Source organism: Rhodovulum sp. MB263 (genome assembly GCF_002073975.1).
In the GTDB taxonomy this organism is placed as follows: domain Bacteria; phylum Pseudomonadota; class Alphaproteobacteria; order Rhodobacterales; family Rhodobacteraceae; genus Rhodovulum.
In genome coordinates, this window is sequence record NZ_CP020384.1 from 2,412,203 (window position 1) to 2,427,495 (window position 15,293).

The window sequence follows — 15,293 nt, forward strand, 5'->3', positions numbered from 1 at the left end:
TCGTCCCGCTCATGCGCCACTGACCACGACAGACTTGTTCGGGTCGACCCGGACCGTGCCCTGGCGCTTGATGTAATCCTCGACCACCTGCCAGACCGGCGGCCCCTCGGTGCCCTCGTTCACGCTGGCCCAGCCCGAAACCACGTAGGAGCGGGCCGGATCGATCTGTTCGCCGGTCTTCAGCAGCGTCATGTCGGTGATCCGCCGGCCCTGGGGCCTGGTGACGTCGATCCGGTAGCCCATGCCGCCGACCCGGACCATGTCGCCGCCCTGCTGGTAATAGGGATCGGGGTTGAAGAGATTGTCGGCCACGTCCTCGAGGATCGTGTGCAGCATCTCGCCCGTCATCTCGGAGCGGTAGGCGTTCGGATAGGTCATCGCGGTCGCGCTATAGAGATCCTCGCGGGTGATCGGATCGCCCGGAAGCAGGCTCGGCCCCCAGCGGAACCCGGGGCTCAGCGCGATATCGGCCTCGCGCTCGTCGATCAGCGCGTTGCAGATCAGATCGTCCCAGGTGCCGTTGAAATTGCCCCGACGGTAGAGCAGCCCGTCGGTCGTGCCCAGCACCTCGGCCATCTCGTCCTTGTAGGGCGCGCGCTCGCGCTCGATCAGCGCGGTCATCTCGGGATCGGGCGCGATCGCGTCCGAGAAGATCGGGATCAGCTTGTGGCGAAAGCCCATCATCCGCCCCTCGCGCACATCGAGGTCGAGCCGGGTGACGAACTTGCCGTTCGAGCCCGAGGCGATCAGCAGGGTCTGCCCGACCATCACCGGCTGAGGCAGCGCGTCATGGGTGTGGCCTGTCAGGATCACGTCGATGCCGGGCACGTTGCCGGCCATCTTGCGGTCGACATCGAAGCCGTTATGGCTGAGCACCACCACCAGATCGGCACCCTTGCCGCGGACCTCGTCCACCACCTCGGCCATGCGCTCTTCGCGGACGCCGAAGCTGAGGCCGGGGAACATCCATTTCGGATTGGCGATGGGCAGATAGGGGAAGGCCTGGCCGATCACCGCGATCTTCGCGCCGCCGCGCTCGAAGATCCTGTAGGGCTCATAGGCCGGTTCGTCCCATTCGGCATCGAAGATGTTGGCACCGAGAAAGGCGAAGTCGAGCCCGTCGACGATCTCGTTGACCCGGTCGGTGCCGAGGGTGAATTCCCAATGGCTGGTCATCGCGTCCGGTTTCAGCAAGGCCATCGCATTGACCATGTCCTGCGCGGCCGAGCGCAGGCAGGTATAGGAGCCGTGCCAGGTGTCGCCGCCATCGAGCAGCAGCGCCTCGGGCCGGTCGGCGCGGATCGCCTTGACCACCGTCGCCACCCGGTCGAGCCCGCCCATCCGGCCATAGCCCCGGGCCAGCGAGACGAAATCGACATAGCTCAGCGCATAGGCCTCGGGCGAGCCGGCGGGGATGCCGTAGAGCCTGAGGAAATCGGCGCCCGTCACATGGGGAGGCTGCCCCTCGGCGGCCCCCACGCCGATATTGACCTCGGGCTCGCGGAACCAGATGGGCACGAGCTGGCCGTGGATGTCGGTGACATGGATAAGCGTCACATTGCCGAAGCTGTCGAACTCCAGGAGCCGGTCCTGGCTCAGCGCCTGCCGGGCGGCAAGCCGCGCCCAGTTGCCCGTGCCCGACGCCCCCCAGATGGCAGAGGCGGCAAGGGCGGCCTGTAGGAAATCCCGTCGCGCGATCATCGTCTCGGCCTCCTCTTCCGGGTCGTGGGCGCAGATCATATGCGCCAAGATGAATATCTCTGGTCGGAAAGGGCCCGCGCCGAAACCGGTGCGGGCCCTTCGTTCAGTTGCGGACGGACGGCCCCTCGACCGACAGCCCGTTGCCGCGCGAGGCGACGTAAAGCTCCAGCGCCACGAATTCGGGCGAGCCCGCCTTGAAGGGCACGCCACGGGTGTCACGGATGCAGCCGATGAAGCGGTCATGCGCGGCATTGAGCCTGGTGTTCTTCAGCCGGTAGCTGGGAAAGCCGTTGATCTGGCCCTGGCTCAGATGGTCGGCGCGGATGTAATGGTCGAAATACTGCTCGTGGCAATTGGCGCAGGACAGGTCGAGCTGGCCATAGCGGGTATAGTAGATCTCGCGGCCCTTCTCCCAGGTCGACTGCGCCGGGCCGTCGATGGCGACGCTGACCGGCAGCCCGCGCGACACCGAGGCGATCAGCGCGACCATGGCCGTCATGTCGGCCCCGATATAATCCCATTCCGGGGCGCCCATCCGCGCGCTGCGGCAGGCATTGATCATCTGTTCCAGGGTGCGGACCTTGCCCGCGCTTTCGACATATTTCGGATAGACCGCGCGCTGGCCGTACATGCCCTCCTCGACAGCGCCGTGACAATCGGCACAGGATTTGCCCTCGGTCCCCTCGGGCCTGTCCCAGACCGCGCGCGCCTCCTCGACAAAGACCATGCCCGGATTCTCGAAATCGTCCATCTCGAGCGCCTGGGTATCGTCGCTGCGAAAGGTCCAGCCCGAGCGGATCTCGTCGAACCGGTCCGCCAGATGGGCAGGCGCCGGCGCCCGGGTGACGATCTCGATCTCCTCGTTGATCACCAGCGGATCGTCCGGCCCCGCCGAGACCGCGGCACCGCCAAGCGTGCCGCAGCAGGCCAGCGCCGCAGCCGCCAGCCGTCCTGTCATGGTCTTCATGCCTTCCCCTCCCTCGGAGCCCCCGCCGCCACAGCGGAGGCGCCTCAACGACCGCTCGCAGCCCGGCTCAGCCGATGGCAATCGACTTGACTTCCTCGTAGACCGAGCCGTCATCGTCATACCAGGTGAAGACCATGTCGCCCGCCTCGGGGATCTGCGCCTCGAACTCGAAATAGGGATTGGTCGAGATCGCCGGAGCCAGCGCGACGTCGATCACGTTCTGGCCGTTGAAGGCCACCGCGAAGCGGTTGATGATCGAGCGCGGGATGAGAGAGCCGTCGCTGTCCTTGCGCTGACCCGATTCCATCTGGTGGCTGATCAGGGTCTTGATCACCACGGTTTCACCCGCCGCCGCCGTCCTGGGGGCCTTGACGCGGGCCTTGACGCCTTCTGCCATGTCTCGTTCTCCTCCTCTCGCCTCAGCTTCAGCTTCAGCTTCAGCCTTGGCCCGAACCTCAGCCGCCGCAGCCGCCGATGGTGACTTTCACGGTATTGGCCGCGCGCCGGAAACTGCCATCGCCCATCTTCGCGAGCGCGATCACCTCCTGGGTGCCGCCCAGCCGGATCCGGGTCGACAGGCGCTGCGCACCGGCCAGCGGGCCGAAGCTGACCCGCGCGACATCGGGGGTCGGGTTGGCCGAGGCCAGCACCAGGATCTCGACCGCGCCGGGGGCGTCGACCTCGATCGGCACGGTATTGCCATTCTCGGCGATCTCGGGCGTGGTGAGGGTAAGACCATCGGCCCCCGCCTCGGCACCGCCTGTGAACTCGGCGATCTTGTCCTCGACGGCCGCCTGCACCGCCCCTGCCGGCAGCGTCAGCGCCGCGGCAAGCCCGACGCCCAGCGCCATCGCTCCTCGTCTGGTGAACTCCATCTTCTCCCTCCTTGCTCGGACATGCCCGGAGACCGGGCCGATCACTGCGTCAGCGTCATCAGATAGGCGACGACATCCTCGATCTGCCCGGCCGTCATCAGCGGCCGGATCTCTCCTTCGATCGGCTTCGAGGTGAATGCGATCCCCGGGCGGTTGAAGCCCTCGACCCGGTAATAGCCGGGCATCACCGTGTCGGGGAACACGTTCTTGGAATTGACCAGGATGCCCCGGATCATCGCCTCGGGATAGCGCGCGGCGACCCCGTCGAGCGACGGGCCGACCGTGCCGGGAAACTGTGCGTCGGACATCTCGGTGACCTGATGACAGGCGATGCAGTTGGCGACCGAGCGGTCGGTCATCAGCCGGCGCCCCTGTGCCGGATCGCCCGGCGCATCGGTGAGCGGCAGGGCCACATGGCCCTGGGCATCCACCGCGACGGCCTGCGGCGCGACCTCTGCGGCCGCCCCCGGCGCCACACTTGCCCAAAGGGCAAGGCAGGCGGTCATCAACCCGATCCCTTGCATTGCCGCAGCCTCCTCCCTGTCTCTCCTCGCTCCGACTGTAGCGGAGCCCTCCCGCGGCACGCAACAACAAATATAATTATTTGCATGCGACACCGGCCCGCCGCCGGTTCAGTTGCCCGGATCGGCCATGGTACGGGCCAGGTATTTCTGGAAATGCTCGTCGCCCTCATAGCCACGGTCGAGCACCCATTGCAGGAGCGCCCGCGTCGTGCCCTTGCCGAAGGCCCCGGGCATGGTGACCACCGCCGCCTGCGCCGCCGTCGTCCCGCCCTCGGGCGCGGTCTCGGGCATGAACATCATCGTCGGCGTGAACATCACCCCCCAGCGGCGCGCCATCTCCTTCTCGGTCAGCACGGTGCCGTCGAAATCGGTCACCTCGACATCGCCGAAGAGGTTCATCTGCACGACGAAGTAATGCTCGCGGATCAGCGCCCCGATCCCGGGATCGGGAAACACCTCCTCATGCATGCGGGTGCAGTAGATGCAGCCGCGCTGTTCCCAGATCACCAGCATCCGCCGGTTCCCGGCCGCCGCCTCGGCCAGATCCTCGCGCATGTCGCGAAAGGTCTCGCGCAGCCAGTCGGGCTTGTGCAGCCCGTCATCGCCCATCGGCACGGCCAGTGCCGGCCCAGCCAGGGCAACGAAGCCCGCGGCAAGAAGCGTCGTCAGTCTCATGGTCTTCCTCCCTGAAACACGGTCAGCCAAGCGTGGTGAACCACGGCACGGTGTCGATCAGCACCTGCGCGAGGTAGCCGACCGAATTGGTGGCGATCAGAACCGCGAAGACGACCAGCATCGCCCCCATCGCCTTCTCGACATGGCCCAGATGTCGCCGGTTGCGCTGCATCCAGCCCAGGAACGGCCGGGCGAAGGCCGCGGCCAGCACGAAGGGCAGCGTCATCGCCAGCCCGTAGACCAGCAGCAAAAGCCCGCCCCGGGCAATGTCGCCCATGCCGCTGGCCACCATCAGGATCGCCGCCAGCGCCGGGCCCACGCAGGGCGTCCAGCCAAAGCCGAAGGCCAGCCCCATCAGATAGGCGCCGATCAGCGTGCTGGGCTCGGCCCGGGTCTCGATCCGCGCCTCGCGGTAAAGGAGCGGGATGCGGAGGATGCCCAGGAAATGCAGCCCGAACAGGAACAGCATCAGTGCGGCGACATAGCTGAGCTCGTCCTTCCATTGCCGGAAGCCCTGCCCCAGCGCGGTCGCCCCCATACCAAGAAGCACGAAGATCGAGGTCACCCCAAGCGCGAAGGCGATGGCCGAGACCATGAGGCGACGCACCGCGCCGGGCGGGATCCGGTCCGAGCCGCGCAGCTCGGTCATCGAGATCCCCGCCATGTAACACAGATAGAAGGGAACGATCGGCAGGATGCAGGGCGAGAGGAAGGACAGAAGCCCCGCCAGTGCAGCCCCCCCATAGGAAATCTCCAGCATCCCAGCCCTCCCTTGCCGCCAATGCAGAAACATATTACGATTTGTATATATGACGGGATAGCAAAAAATGACCCCAGGTCGAATGACCACTCGTCTTTGGGCAGGGATCTGCGCGGCCGGGCTGGCGCTGATGGCGGGGGCGCCCGCGCGGGCCGGGCTTGAACTCGGCCTGTTCGAGCGGGTCGGCTGTGCCTATTGCGTGCTGTGGGACCGCGAGATCGCACCGATCTGGCCGAAGACCCGCGAAGGCCGCACCGCCCCCTTGCGCAGGATCGATCTGGACGCCAATCTGCCAAAAGACGTGCGACTTGTCTCCAGACCCCGGTTCACTCCGACCTTCGTGCTGCTGCGCGACGGGGTTGAGATCGGCCGTCTCGAAGGGTACCCGGGCGAGGATTTCTTCTGGGGCCTGATCGGCGCCCTGTTGCAACGACAGCCCGAATGGGCGCAGACGGACGAGGGAGAAGGGGGATGAGCATCCGGCAGGCCAGGGCGCGACGCGCGACAGGCAGCGCCGCAACCGAGGAGAAGACGGGGCGTTGCTGACGCGCCCCGGGAACGTATGGCCACAGATATTGCCCAGACCCAGACCGACGGTTCTCCGTCGATGGATGAAATGCAGGCCCGGGACATGCTCCGGCATGCCGAGAGCGCCTCGAGCTTTCTAAAGGCGCTGTCGCATGAGGGACGGCTGATGATCCTGTGTCATCTCTCGACCGGCGAGAAATCGGTGACAGAGCTCGAGATGCTTTTGTCCTCGCGTCAGGCCGCGGTCAGCCAGCAGCTGGCCCGGCTGCGGCTCGAGGGGCTGGTCTCCTACCGGCGCGAGGGCAAGGCGATCTATTATTCGCTGGCCGACGAGAAGGCCCGCCGTCTGCTTGAACTGATGCATGACATGTTCTGCAATGCCACGGCGCCGGCGCAAGCCTCGGCCGCGCGCCCGGGGGACTAGAGCGGCGACGGGAGGAGGCGACCGAAAGGAGGCGGCGCCCGCGAACGGCACCGCCGGAGGGGGAGACGGATGGAGACGATACCGCCAGGGGCCATTGCCGCGCTGATCGGCCTCGTGACCGGCTGCGTGCTGGGGCTGGCCGCCCGGCTGGGCGATTTCTGCACGCTCGGCGCGATCGAGACCGCGATCTGGGGCGCCGATCAGCGGCGGCTCAGGATGTGGGGGGTGATCCTCGGGGTCGCCATCGCCACCACCGCGCTGCTGGCGGCGGCAGGCCAGATCGATACCGGCGCCACGATCTATCACACGATCCGCTGGAACCCGGCTGCCAGCATTCTGGGCGGGCTGACCTTCGGCTATGGCATGGCGCTTGCCGGCAATTGCGGCTTCGGCGCGCTGGCGCGTTTCGGCGGCGGCGATCTGCGCTCGCTGGTCATCGTCGTCGTGATCTCGATCTTCGGCTTCGTCACCCTGTCGGGCCCGCTGGCGCCCCTGCGCGATCTGGCCTTCCCGCAACAGCCCTCGGACGGGCCGCAAAGCCTTGCGCTGACGGGGGCGGCCCTGACCGGGCTGCCACCGCTGGCGCTGGCGCTGGGGCTGGCGGCGCTGGCGCTGGGCTGGGGCCTCTGGCACCGGCCGCTCCGGGCCGAGCCGCACCGCATCGGCTGGGCGGTCGCGGCCGGGCTGGCGGTGAGTGCCGCGCTCTGGGGGACATCGGCGCTGCATGAGGCCACGCTGGGCGCAGTCGATGTCGAGGGCCACACCTTCACCGCCCCGCTCGGCCGGACGCTGATGTGGATGATGACCTCCTCGGCGGGCGGGCTCTCCTTCTCGGTGGGCTCGGTGCTGGGGGTGCTGGGCGGCGCCTGGCTCGGCTCGCGGCGGCGCCGGTCGTTCCGCTGGGAAGCCTGCGAGGACCCGCGCGAGCTGGGCCGGCAGGTCGGCGGGGCCGCGCTGATGGGGATCGGCGGCGTTCTCGCGCTTGGCTGCACCATCGGTCAGGGGCTGACCGCCTTCGCCACGCTGGCCTGGTCGGCGCCGGTGACGCTGGCCGCCATCGCCGCGGGCGCGATCTTCGGGCTGCGCCAGTTGATCGCCGGGTACCAGCCCGATTGAGCGAGGCCCGCCGCAGCCCGGGCCGGATCGTCGCCCTCGACCTTGCCCGGAGCGCCGCGCTTCTCGGCATGGTCGTCTTCCATTTCAGCTACGATCTCGAGCTGTTCGGCCATCTGCCGCCGGGCACCGTCGTCACCGGCGGCTTCCGGCTGCTGTCGGTCGGCGTGGCCTCGGCCTTCCTGGCCCTGGCCGGGGTCAGCCTGCATCTGGCCCATGGCCGGGGGCTGCGCCCGCGCGCCTTCCTGCGCCGCCTGCTGCGCATCCTGGCTGCGGCCGCGCTGGTGAGCCTCGGCACCTGGGCGGTCTTTCCGGCCTCCTTCGTCTATTTCGGCATCCTGCATGCCATTGCCGCCGCAAGCCTGCTGGGGCTCTTGCTGGTCAGGCTGCCGCCGCTCGTTCCGGCCGCATTCGCGCTCGGCATGCTCTCGATGCCCCGCCCCGGCCCCCTGCCCGACCGCGGCTGGCTCGACTGGACCGGGCTGACCGCGACCCCGCGCCCGAGCGTCGATTTCGAGCCGCTCTTTCCCTGGGCCGCCGCATTCCTGGCCGGGATGGCGCTGGCCGGGTTTGCAGGCCGGGCCGGGCTCTGGCACCGGCTGTCCGGCCCGCCCGGGCGGCTGAGCGCCCTGCTGGCCTGGCCCGGACGGCACAGTCTCGCCATCTATCTGCTGCATCAGCCGGTGCTGATCGCGCTGCTCTGGGCCGCGACCCGCTTCGCGCCATTCTGAACCGGACCCCGAACAGGGCATACCCCGCCCGCCAAGGGCGATGACAAAGAAAAGGCCCCCTTCCGCAATGGAGGGGGGCCGAGGCGCGCCGGTCAGGCTCTGTCCTTACCGCTCGACACGTCTGGCTTTGCCTGGTCCTTCCCGGCGATAAGGGCGGGCGCACCCGCCCCCGGTCTCAATGCATGCTGCGCGCTCCGGTGCTTTTCAGCGTCACCGTGGTGCTGGCGCCTGCCATCCGGATATCGGTCACGTCGAGCCCGCGCGCCCGGTGCGCGCCGTCCAGCACCTCGATCGAGCGACCGACGAAGGTGGCGTCGATCAGCCGCTTGAGCGCATCGCCCGCCAGCTGCGCCTCGATCCCGCCGGGGATGCGACGCAGCCTGGCATTGGCGACGATCTGGCTTCCGATGATCAGTTGCAACGGTCTTTCCCTTCGCAGATGGTCCCGGTCTCAGCCGGTGCCTTAGATATCGTTCCGCCCCGGCGCCCGGGACTGCCGGTCTCAGCTGCAGCCGCTGGTCGCGCCACAGGTATTGCACTTCATGCAGGTGCCGTTCCGCACCAGCGTGTAGTTGCCGCAATCGCCGCAGGGATCGCCCTCATAGCCCTGCATCCTGGCCTTGACCCGGGCATCCATCGGTACCGTGCCAGAGACGATGGCGGTGGCAGAGGACACCGTCGGCACAGCGGCTGCGGCATTGCCGGGCACGGCCGCGGCCGGCGCGGCGGCCCCGGCCAGGGCGACCGCATTCATGCCGCCCTGCAGGACCACCAGCTCCTGCGGCAGGCGCTTGCGCAGATAGCCGGTCGAGCTGATCTGGCGGAGCACCTCGAGCGATTTCGAGGCGGCACTTTCCGAGACCGGCGTGACATTGGCCTTGCCCTCTTCATGGCCATGGCCGAGCTCCTCGAAGGCCGCGCCCTTCGGCTTGACATGGGCCAGATCGGTCCGGTCGAGATAGCTGACCGCCAGTTCGCGGAAGATGTAATCGAGGATCGAGGTCGCGTTCTTGATCGAGTCATTGCCCTGCACGATGCCCGCGGGCTCGAACCGGGTGAAGGTGAAGGCCTCGACGAATTCCTCGAGCGGCACGCCATATTGCAGCCCCACGGACACCGCGATGGCGAAATTGTTCATCATCGCCCGGAAGCCCGCGCCTTCCTTGTGCATGTCGATGAAGATCTCGCCCAGCGTCCCGTCCTGATATTCGCCGGTGCGCAGATAGACCTTGTGGCCGCCGATGATCGCCTTCTGGGTATAGCCCTTGCGCCGGGTCGGCAGCTTCTCGCGGTTGCTGCGGACGATTTCCTTGACCACCACCTTCTCGACGATCTTCTCGGCCAGGACCTGCGCCTTCTCGGCCGGTGTGCCGGTCTCGAGGATCTCCTCGGCCTCCTCGTCATCCTCGACCAGCGCGGCTGCCAGCGGCTGGCTGAGCTTCGAGCCGTCGCGGTAAAGCGCATTGGCCTTCACCCCCAGCGACCAGGACAGCTCATAGGCCGAGAGGCAATCCTCGATGGTCGCGTCATTGGGCATGTTGATCGTCTTCGAGATCGCGCCCGAGATGAAGCTTTGCGCGGCCGCCATCATCCTGATGTGGCTGTCGACGCTGAGGAAGCGCTTGCCCTTCTTGCCGCAGGGATTGGCGCAATCGAAGACCGGGTAATGCTCGGGCTTGAGATGCGGCGCGCCTTCCAGCGTCATCGTCCCGCAGACATGGTCGTTGGCGGCCTCGATCTCGGCGCGCGAGAAGCCCAGATGGCGCAGAAGCTCGAAGCCCGGATCGGCCATCTTCGAGGCCGGAATGCCCAGAACCCTGGTGCAGAACTCCTCGCCCAGCGTCCACTGGTTGAAGACGAAGCGGATGTCGAAGGCCGAGGGCAGCGCCGCCTCGATCTTGTCGATCTCGGCCTGGCCGAAGCCATGGCCGATCAGCGAGGTGTGGTTGATGCCGGGGCAGTTGCCGAGCGTGCCATGGCCCACCGCATGGCCGATGATCTCCTCGATCTGGGCCGGGCCATAGCCCAGCACCTCGAGCGCGGCCGGAACCGAGCGGTTGATGATCTTGAAATAACCGCCGCCCGCAAGCTTCTTGAACTTGACCAGCGCGAAATCGGGCTCGATGCCGGTGGTGTCGCAATCCATCACCAGCCCGATGGTGCCGGTGGGCGCGATCACCGAGACCTGCGCATTGCGGAAGCCGTGTTTCTCGCCCAGCACCAGCGCCTCGTCCCAGGCCGAGATCGCCATCTCGACCAGGCCTTCATCGGGGCAGTTGGCATGATCGAGCGGCACCGGCGGCACCGCGAGCCCGTCATAGCCCACAGCCTTGCCCCAGGCCGCGTTGCGGTGGTTGCGGATTACCCGCAGCATCGCCTCGGCATTGCGCTCATGCCCCGGGAAGGCGCCCAGCTCGCCCGCGATCTCGGCCGAGGTGGCATAGGCGATGCCGGTCAGGATCGCGCTCAGCGCGCCGCAGAGCGCACGGCCCTCGTCGCTGTCATAGCCGAGCCCCATATTCATCAAGAGCCCGCCGATATTGGCATAGCCAAGACCCAGCGTGCGGAAGTCATAGGAGAGCTGCGCGATTTCCTTCGACGGGAACTGCGCCATCATCACCGAGATTTCCAGCGTCAGCGTCCAGAGCCGGGTGGCATGGACATAATCCTCGGCCAGGAAGGCGCCGTCATTCCAGAAGGCCAGCAGGTTCATCGAGGCCAGATTGCAGGCCGTATCGTCGAGGAACATGTATTCCGAGCAGGGATTCGAGGCGCGGATCTCGCCATCGGCCGGGCAGGTATGCCAGGCGTTGATGGTGTCGTGGAACTGGATGCCCGGATCGGCGCAGGACCAGGCGGCATGGCCGACCTGGGCCCAGAGCTCGCGCGCCTTGACGGTCTTGGCGACCTTGCCGTCGGTGCGGCGCACCAGCTCCCAGTCGGCATCGGCCTTCACCGCCTTCAGGAAGGCGTCGGTGACCCGGACCGAGTTGTTCGAGTTCTGCCCCGAGACGGTGGCATAGGCCTCGCTGTCCCAGTCGGTGTCATAGGCTGGGAATTCGATCGCGTCATAACCCTGCCGCGCATAGTCGAGCACGCGCTTGACATAGCCTTCCGGGATCAGCGCCTTCTTGGCGGCACGGATCGCGGCCTTCAGCCCGGCATTGACCTTCGGATCATAGGCATCCTCCGGCTTGCCGTCCCAGGCGCGGATCGCCTCGAACAGCGCGTTCAGATGGCGCTCATGGGTCTTAGAACCGGCAACGAGGCTCGCGACCTTCTGTTCCTCGATGACCTTCCAGTTGATGAAGGATTCGATATCGGGGTGATCCATGTCGCAGATCACCATCTTGGCCGCGCGCCGCGTGGTGCCGCCCGACTTGATCGCGCCCGCCGCGCGGTCGCCGATCCTCAGGAATCCCATCAGCCCCGAGGACTTGCCGCCGCCCGACAGCGACTCGCCCTCGGCGCGGAGCGACGAGAAGTTGGTGCCGGTGCCCGAGCCATACTTGAACAGCCGCGCCTCGCGGACCCAGAGGTCCATGATGCCGCCCTCATTGACCAGATCGTCCCTGATCGACTGGATGAAACAGGCATGGGGCTGCGGGTGTTCATAGGCCGAGGTCGATTTGGTCAGCTCGCCCGACCTGTAATCGACATAGTAATGCCCCTGCCCCGGCCCGTCGATTCCATAGGCCCAGTGCAGACCGGTATTGAACCATTGCGGGCTGTTCGGCGCGGCCATCTGGCTGGCCAGCATGAAGCGCATCTCGTCGTAATAGGCCCGGGCGTCCTCTTCGGCGCTGAAATAGCCGCCCTTCCAGCCCCAATAGGTCCAGGCCCCGGCCATCCGGTCGAAGACCTGCCGCGCCGAGGTCTCACCGCCGAAGCGCTCGGCCTCGGGCAGGGCCTCGAGCGCCCCGGTATCGGGCACCGAGCGCCACAGGAATTCCGGCACGCCCTCTTCGGGGAGCTTCGCCAGCCGGGCCGGCACGCCCGCCTTGCGGAAATATTTCTGCGCGATCACGTCGCTCGCGACCTGGCTCCAGCCGGCGGGCACTTCGACTTCCTCGAGCCGAAACACCACCTTGCCATCGGGATTGCGAATCTCCGAGGTCGTCATCGTGAAATCGAGCGCTCCGTAAGCGCCGGTCTCTTCGGTGGTGAATTTCCGTTCGATCTTCATCGATCTGCCCCGTCCTTTTTCCCTGCGCCACGCATGACGCGGGCCCTGTTCGCTGACTTGCCTGCCGTCGGGCAAGGACAGCAGGTTCCCGGCCGCGCTCCCTCGGCCCGGTTGCACCCGCCTGCGCGGCTGCCTGAACTGCCTATGTCCTGTCCTGCCTCTGCGCTGTCACCGATCGTCGGTATCGCCACTAGATCTGGTGTCGCTGCGCCAGGCCCATACAAATTGACGAATTTTTAAGGGAATGGTCAACGCGATTCTTGCGCCGAAGACCAAGTTTTTGGGGTTGACTGAGCACCGGTCCACAACGGGTTGATTCATCCACAGCTTGTGGAAAAACCGGGCACAGCCTGAAAAATCACGCGCACAGAGCGGATTACGCAAATGGTCCGAAAATGTTCCGGCCCCGGAGCATGCCCCGCCCCCGGACCGCCGTCGAAAAGCAGAAACACCCCGGAGGGTTAACTAAGCCGGCCGGGTCCTCCCGGAGTTGTCCCGCCCCTTACCGGAGCGCTTCCCCGCGCCGCCCCGACGCCACAAGATGCGCCATGCGCCCCCCCCTGCATCTTGCGTCAGAGACGTTTTCCGACGCTCAGGGAAAGACCCGCTCCAGCATCCCCGATCCGATCAGGCTGCCGGTCGTGACGATGGCATGCTGGCCAAGACTGTTGGCCCAGCAGGCCTCGAAGGACAGCTCGTAGCGGCAATATCTGTGATCTTCCAGACGCGCACGAAGCCCGCGGTCGAGATCGTCGGGATTGGCGGCAAGATCGCTCAGCCGGATCGGGGCGCCCAGCACGATACCGGCGTTTAGGGCGGCCTCATAGACCAGCTCGGCACTGTAGAACGCGCCGTCGCCCAGCATCAGCCCATCATCGGAGGGCGCCCCGTAAAACACGGTCAAGGCCGGTTGCGCCAGCGCCCCCGTGTTCATCTGCCCCGTTTCCATCTGTGCCGTGTTCATCTGTGCCGCGTTCATCTGCCCCGGCCGGGCCTGTTCCCGGCCCGCCTCGCGAACCCGATAGACCGCGTAATCCCGGGCCGAAAGCCCGTCGACATAGACGTAGAGCATCTCTTCGGTCACCCCCTCGGACGGATCGACATAGACCACCCGGGGACCGCCGCTGCTGGGCCGCAGGATACCGACCGATTCCCACCGAAGACCGAAGGCCCGTTTGATCACGCCGTCGCTCTCGTTGAGCCCGTCCCTGAAAATCAGATCGCCGGGGCGCCAGTCCCAGGCCGCCTCGGCCATGAGCGCCGCATCGTCGGTTTCCTGCGCGAGGGCAAAGGGCGCCATCACCGCCGCCAGCCCCAGTGACAGGGGAAGAAGGACGCCGCGCATGAGATCTGCTCCGTTATTGCCCGCGCCGATCATTCCGTCAGCCCGGGCCGAAGGCAAGCCGGCAAACCCGGGGCCGTGGCATGGCGGCGTCGCGCAACGCCTCTGCGCAGGCCCGAAGGAGCGGATATGACGGAAGAAGGGAAAGCGCCCGATGCGGGGCAAAGCCGGATCTGGTCGGGGCGGCGGGATTCGAACCCACGACCTACGGCACCCAAAGCCGTCGCGCTACCAGGCTGCGCTACGCCCCGTCACGGCCTCCTTAGCGCCCGGACGGGGGCAAGGAAAGAGGCTTCGCGATCTCTAGTTGCACGGCCAGGCCGCATCGGGCCCGAAGGCCGGGTGGCGCAGCTCGGTTCCGGGCAGGATGCCAAGCCGCGCGGCCAGCCCGCCATTGATCTCGAGTACCGCCAGGATGGCCGGGCCGCCATCGATGGGCGTGCGGTCGAGCGGCACCGCATCGGCCGCGACCCGCTTCACCCGTCCCGCCGCATCGAGAAAGATCATGTCGAGGGGGATCAGGGTGTTTTCCATCCAGAAGGCGACGCGCTGAGGGTGGGGATAGACAAAGAGCATGCCGGCCGATCCGGCCAGATGCTTGCGGTTCATCAGCCCGCGCGCCCGTTCGGCCTCGTCATCGGCCAGCTCGACGGTGAATCGCGCCGTTCCCCAGTCGCCGCGCAGATCGACGCGGTTTTCCGCACAGTCCGAGACTTGTGCCGAGGATTGCGCAAAGGCCTGTTCAGAAGATTGTGCCGCCCCCGTCGCCAGAATGGCAAAAACAAGACCCGCTGCCGCAGCAGCCCCGGTCATCCAGCCGATGCTCCGCCCGGCCCGAGCGCACTTTCCCATGGACCCACCGATATCGCGAGGCGTCCGCGCTGGCCCCTGGTGACCCGCACCGCGATGGCCTCGCCCGGCTGCAGATCGGCCAGCCCCGACCGCCGCAGCACCTCGATATGTATGAACACGTCGTCGTCGCGACCGAAGACATTGGCAAAACCGAAGCCCTTGGCCTTGTCGAACCATTTAACCCGCGCAGGTTCCAACGGCAATGCCGCCACCTCTTCGGCGGTCAGATGCATGGCATCCTCGAGCGCCGGGGCCCCGGGCGAAACCGGAGGCTCTATCCTGAGCACCTCTGTCGCCTGCAGGCCCCGTGCCGTCCTGTGTACCACGAGCTCGATTCCGGCCCCGTCCGAGACCGAGTTCTGCCCGAAATTCCGCAATACATTGGCATGCAGCAGAATGTCGGGCCCGCCTTCGTCCGTCACGACAAAACCAAAGCCTTTTGTCGGATCGAACCATTTAACACGCCCTTCGACGCGCAACGCCGTGTCGCTGTCCTTGTCCATACATCCGATCCCGGTCGTCTTACCGCCTCGGCGGCAAGGAATGCCGTCAGAGACTTCGCTACAGAATTCGACGCCTTTTGCTCCGTCTTTCGACGGCCCGGATCGCCCCTCT

General features: G+C 66.8%; 16 protein-coding genes and 1 tRNA gene. 4 read left to right on the forward strand and 13 right to left on the reverse strand.

Annotated elements, in window-relative coordinates; genetic code table 11:
• Positions 1-9 precede the first annotated feature (9 nt).
• The 7 genes from soxB to B5V46_RS11270 all read right to left on the reverse strand — a co-directional run bounded on the left by soxB (position 10) and on the right by B5V46_RS11270 (position 5,502).
• Positions 10-1,701: a thiosulfohydrolase SoxB gene (gene soxB, locus B5V46_RS11240; protein ID WP_080618029.1), complete on the reverse strand. Its 1,692-nt coding sequence runs from the start codon at positions 1,699-1,701 to the stop codon at positions 10-12.
• Between the two features lie 103 nt (positions 1,702-1,804).
• Positions 1,805-2,668 carry a sulfur oxidation c-type cytochrome SoxA gene (gene soxA / locus B5V46_RS11245; RefSeq protein WP_080616687.1) on the reverse strand — a complete coding sequence of 288 codons (864 nt, stop codon included), beginning with the start codon at positions 2,666-2,668 and terminating at the stop codon, positions 1,805-1,807.
• A gap of 67 nt (positions 2,669-2,735) precedes the next feature.
• Positions 2,736-3,065, reverse strand: a complete 330-nt coding sequence (gene soxZ, locus B5V46_RS11250; RefSeq protein WP_080616688.1) for a thiosulfate oxidation carrier complex protein SoxZ — start codon at positions 3,063-3,065, stop codon at positions 2,736-2,738.
• Positions 3,066-3,123: 58 nt separating this feature from the next.
• On the reverse strand, positions 3,124-3,543 hold the full coding sequence (gene soxY, locus B5V46_RS11255; protein ID WP_080616689.1) for a thiosulfate oxidation carrier protein SoxY: 420 nt from the start codon (positions 3,541-3,543) through the stop codon (positions 3,124-3,126).
• Between the two features lie 41 nt (positions 3,544-3,584).
• Positions 3,585-4,049, reverse strand: a complete 465-nt coding sequence (gene soxX / locus B5V46_RS11260; protein ID WP_080618030.1) for a sulfur oxidation c-type cytochrome SoxX — start codon at positions 4,047-4,049, stop codon at positions 3,585-3,587.
• Between the two features lie 126 nt (positions 4,050-4,175).
• Entirely contained in the window at positions 4,176-4,742 is a 567-nt protein-coding gene (locus B5V46_RS11265; RefSeq protein ID WP_080616690.1) for a thioredoxin family protein, read from the reverse strand.
• Positions 4,743-4,764: 22 nt separating this feature from the next.
• Positions 4,765-5,502 (reverse strand): cytochrome c biogenesis CcdA family protein, encoded by a 738-nt coding sequence (locus tag B5V46_RS11270; protein ID WP_080616691.1) that lies wholly within the window; start codon positions 5,500-5,502, stop codon positions 4,765-4,767.
• A gap of 82 nt (positions 5,503-5,584) precedes the next feature.
• Between B5V46_RS11270 and B5V46_RS11275 the strand changes: the two genes are divergently transcribed.
• From B5V46_RS11275 to B5V46_RS11290, 4 genes are all read left to right on the forward strand, one after another.
• On the forward strand, positions 5,585-5,977 hold the full coding sequence (locus tag B5V46_RS11275; RefSeq protein ID WP_080616692.1) for a hypothetical protein: 393 nt from the start codon (positions 5,585-5,587) through the stop codon (positions 5,975-5,977).
• 132 nt (positions 5,978-6,109) lie between these two features.
• Positions 6,110-6,454: a helix-turn-helix transcriptional regulator gene (locus B5V46_RS11280; protein WP_080618031.1), complete on the forward strand. Its 345-nt coding sequence runs from the start codon at positions 6,110-6,112 to the stop codon at positions 6,452-6,454.
• Between the two features lie 69 nt (positions 6,455-6,523).
• A complete protein-coding gene (locus B5V46_RS11285; protein ID WP_080616693.1) occupies positions 6,524-7,570 on the forward strand; it encodes a YeeE/YedE family protein in 1,047 nt (348 codons plus the stop codon).
• Entirely contained in the window at positions 7,567-8,298 is a 732-nt protein-coding gene (locus B5V46_RS11290; protein WP_231119095.1) for a DUF1624 domain-containing protein, read from the forward strand. Before B5V46_RS11285 ends, B5V46_RS11290 begins: the two co-directional genes overlap by 4 nt.
• Positions 8,299-8,473: 175 nt before the next feature.
• Here B5V46_RS11290 and B5V46_RS11295 read toward each other — a convergent pair whose 3' ends face one another.
• The 6 genes from B5V46_RS11295 to B5V46_RS11320 all read right to left on the reverse strand — a co-directional run bounded on the left by B5V46_RS11295 (position 8,474) and on the right by B5V46_RS11320 (position 15,181).
• Positions 8,474-8,719 carry a hypothetical protein gene (locus tag B5V46_RS11295; protein ID WP_231119096.1) on the reverse strand — a complete coding sequence of 82 codons (246 nt, stop codon included), beginning with the start codon at positions 8,717-8,719 and terminating at the stop codon, positions 8,474-8,476.
• A gap of 81 nt (positions 8,720-8,800) precedes the next feature.
• Positions 8,801-12,484, reverse strand: coding sequence for a vitamin B12-dependent ribonucleotide reductase (locus B5V46_RS11300; RefSeq protein WP_080616695.1), 3,684 nt, complete (start codon positions 12,482-12,484; stop codon positions 8,801-8,803).
• A gap of 592 nt (positions 12,485-13,076) precedes the next feature.
• A complete protein-coding gene (locus tag B5V46_RS11305; RefSeq protein WP_080616696.1) occupies positions 13,077-13,829 on the reverse strand; it encodes a hypothetical protein in 753 nt (250 codons plus the stop codon).
• A gap of 171 nt (positions 13,830-14,000) precedes the next feature.
• Positions 14,001-14,077, reverse strand: a tRNA-Pro gene (locus B5V46_RS11310).
• A gap of 52 nt (positions 14,078-14,129) precedes the next feature.
• Positions 14,130-14,639, reverse strand: a complete 510-nt coding sequence (locus B5V46_RS11315) for a DUF192 domain-containing protein (protein WP_080616697.1) — start codon at positions 14,637-14,639, stop codon at positions 14,130-14,132.
• Entirely contained in the window at positions 14,636-15,181 is a 546-nt protein-coding gene (locus tag B5V46_RS11320; RefSeq protein ID WP_080616698.1) for a cold-shock protein, read from the reverse strand. The genes B5V46_RS11315 and B5V46_RS11320 overlap by 4 nt, the downstream gene beginning before the upstream one ends.
• Positions 15,182-15,293: the final 112 nt, after the last annotated feature.

What these genes read in the sequence shown, in the direction of transcription:
- soxB (WP_080618029.1), bottom strand. Translation starts at nt 1,701, where the DNA reads ATGATCGCGCGACGGGATTTCCTACAGGCCGCCCTTGCCGCCTCTGCC.
- soxA (WP_080616687.1), bottom strand. Translation starts at nt 2,668, where the DNA reads ATGAAGACCATGACAGGACGGCTGGCGGCTGCGGCGCTGGCCTGCTGC.
- soxZ (WP_080616688.1), bottom strand. Translation starts at nt 3,065, where the DNA reads ATGGCAGAAGGCGTCAAGGCCCGCGTCAAGGCCCCCAGGACGGCGGCG.
- soxY (WP_080616689.1), bottom strand. Translation starts at nt 3,543, where the DNA reads ATGGAGTTCACCAGACGAGGAGCGATGGCGCTGGGCGTCGGGCTTGCC.
- soxX (WP_080618030.1), bottom strand. Translation starts at nt 4,049, where the DNA reads ATGACCGCCTGCCTTGCCCTTTGGGCAAGTGTGGCGCCGGGGGCGGCC.
- B5V46_RS11265 (WP_080616690.1), bottom strand. Translation starts at nt 4,742, where the DNA reads ATGAGACTGACGACGCTTCTTGCCGCGGGCTTCGTTGCCCTGGCTGGG.
- B5V46_RS11270 (WP_080616691.1), bottom strand. Translation starts at nt 5,502, where the DNA reads ATGCTGGAGATTTCCTATGGGGGGGCTGCACTGGCGGGGCTTCTGTCC.
- B5V46_RS11275 (WP_080616692.1), top strand. Translation starts at nt 5,585, where the DNA reads ATGACCACTCGTCTTTGGGCAGGGATCTGCGCGGCCGGGCTGGCGCTG.
- B5V46_RS11280 (WP_080618031.1), top strand. Translation starts at nt 6,110, where the DNA reads ATGGATGAAATGCAGGCCCGGGACATGCTCCGGCATGCCGAGAGCGCC.
- B5V46_RS11285 (WP_080616693.1), top strand. Translation starts at nt 6,524, where the DNA reads ATGGAGACGATACCGCCAGGGGCCATTGCCGCGCTGATCGGCCTCGTG.
- B5V46_RS11300 (WP_080616695.1), bottom strand. Translation starts at nt 12,484, where the DNA reads ATGAAGATCGAACGGAAATTCACCACCGAAGAGACCGGCGCTTACGGA.
- B5V46_RS11305 (WP_080616696.1), bottom strand. Translation starts at nt 13,829, where the DNA reads ATGCGCGGCGTCCTTCTTCCCCTGTCACTGGGGCTGGCGGCGGTGATG.
- B5V46_RS11315 (WP_080616697.1), bottom strand. Translation starts at nt 14,639, where the DNA reads ATGACCGGGGCTGCTGCGGCAGCGGGTCTTGTTTTTGCCATTCTGGCG.
- B5V46_RS11320 (WP_080616698.1), bottom strand. Translation starts at nt 15,181, where the DNA reads ATGGACAAGGACAGCGACACGGCGTTGCGCGTCGAAGGGCGTGTTAAA.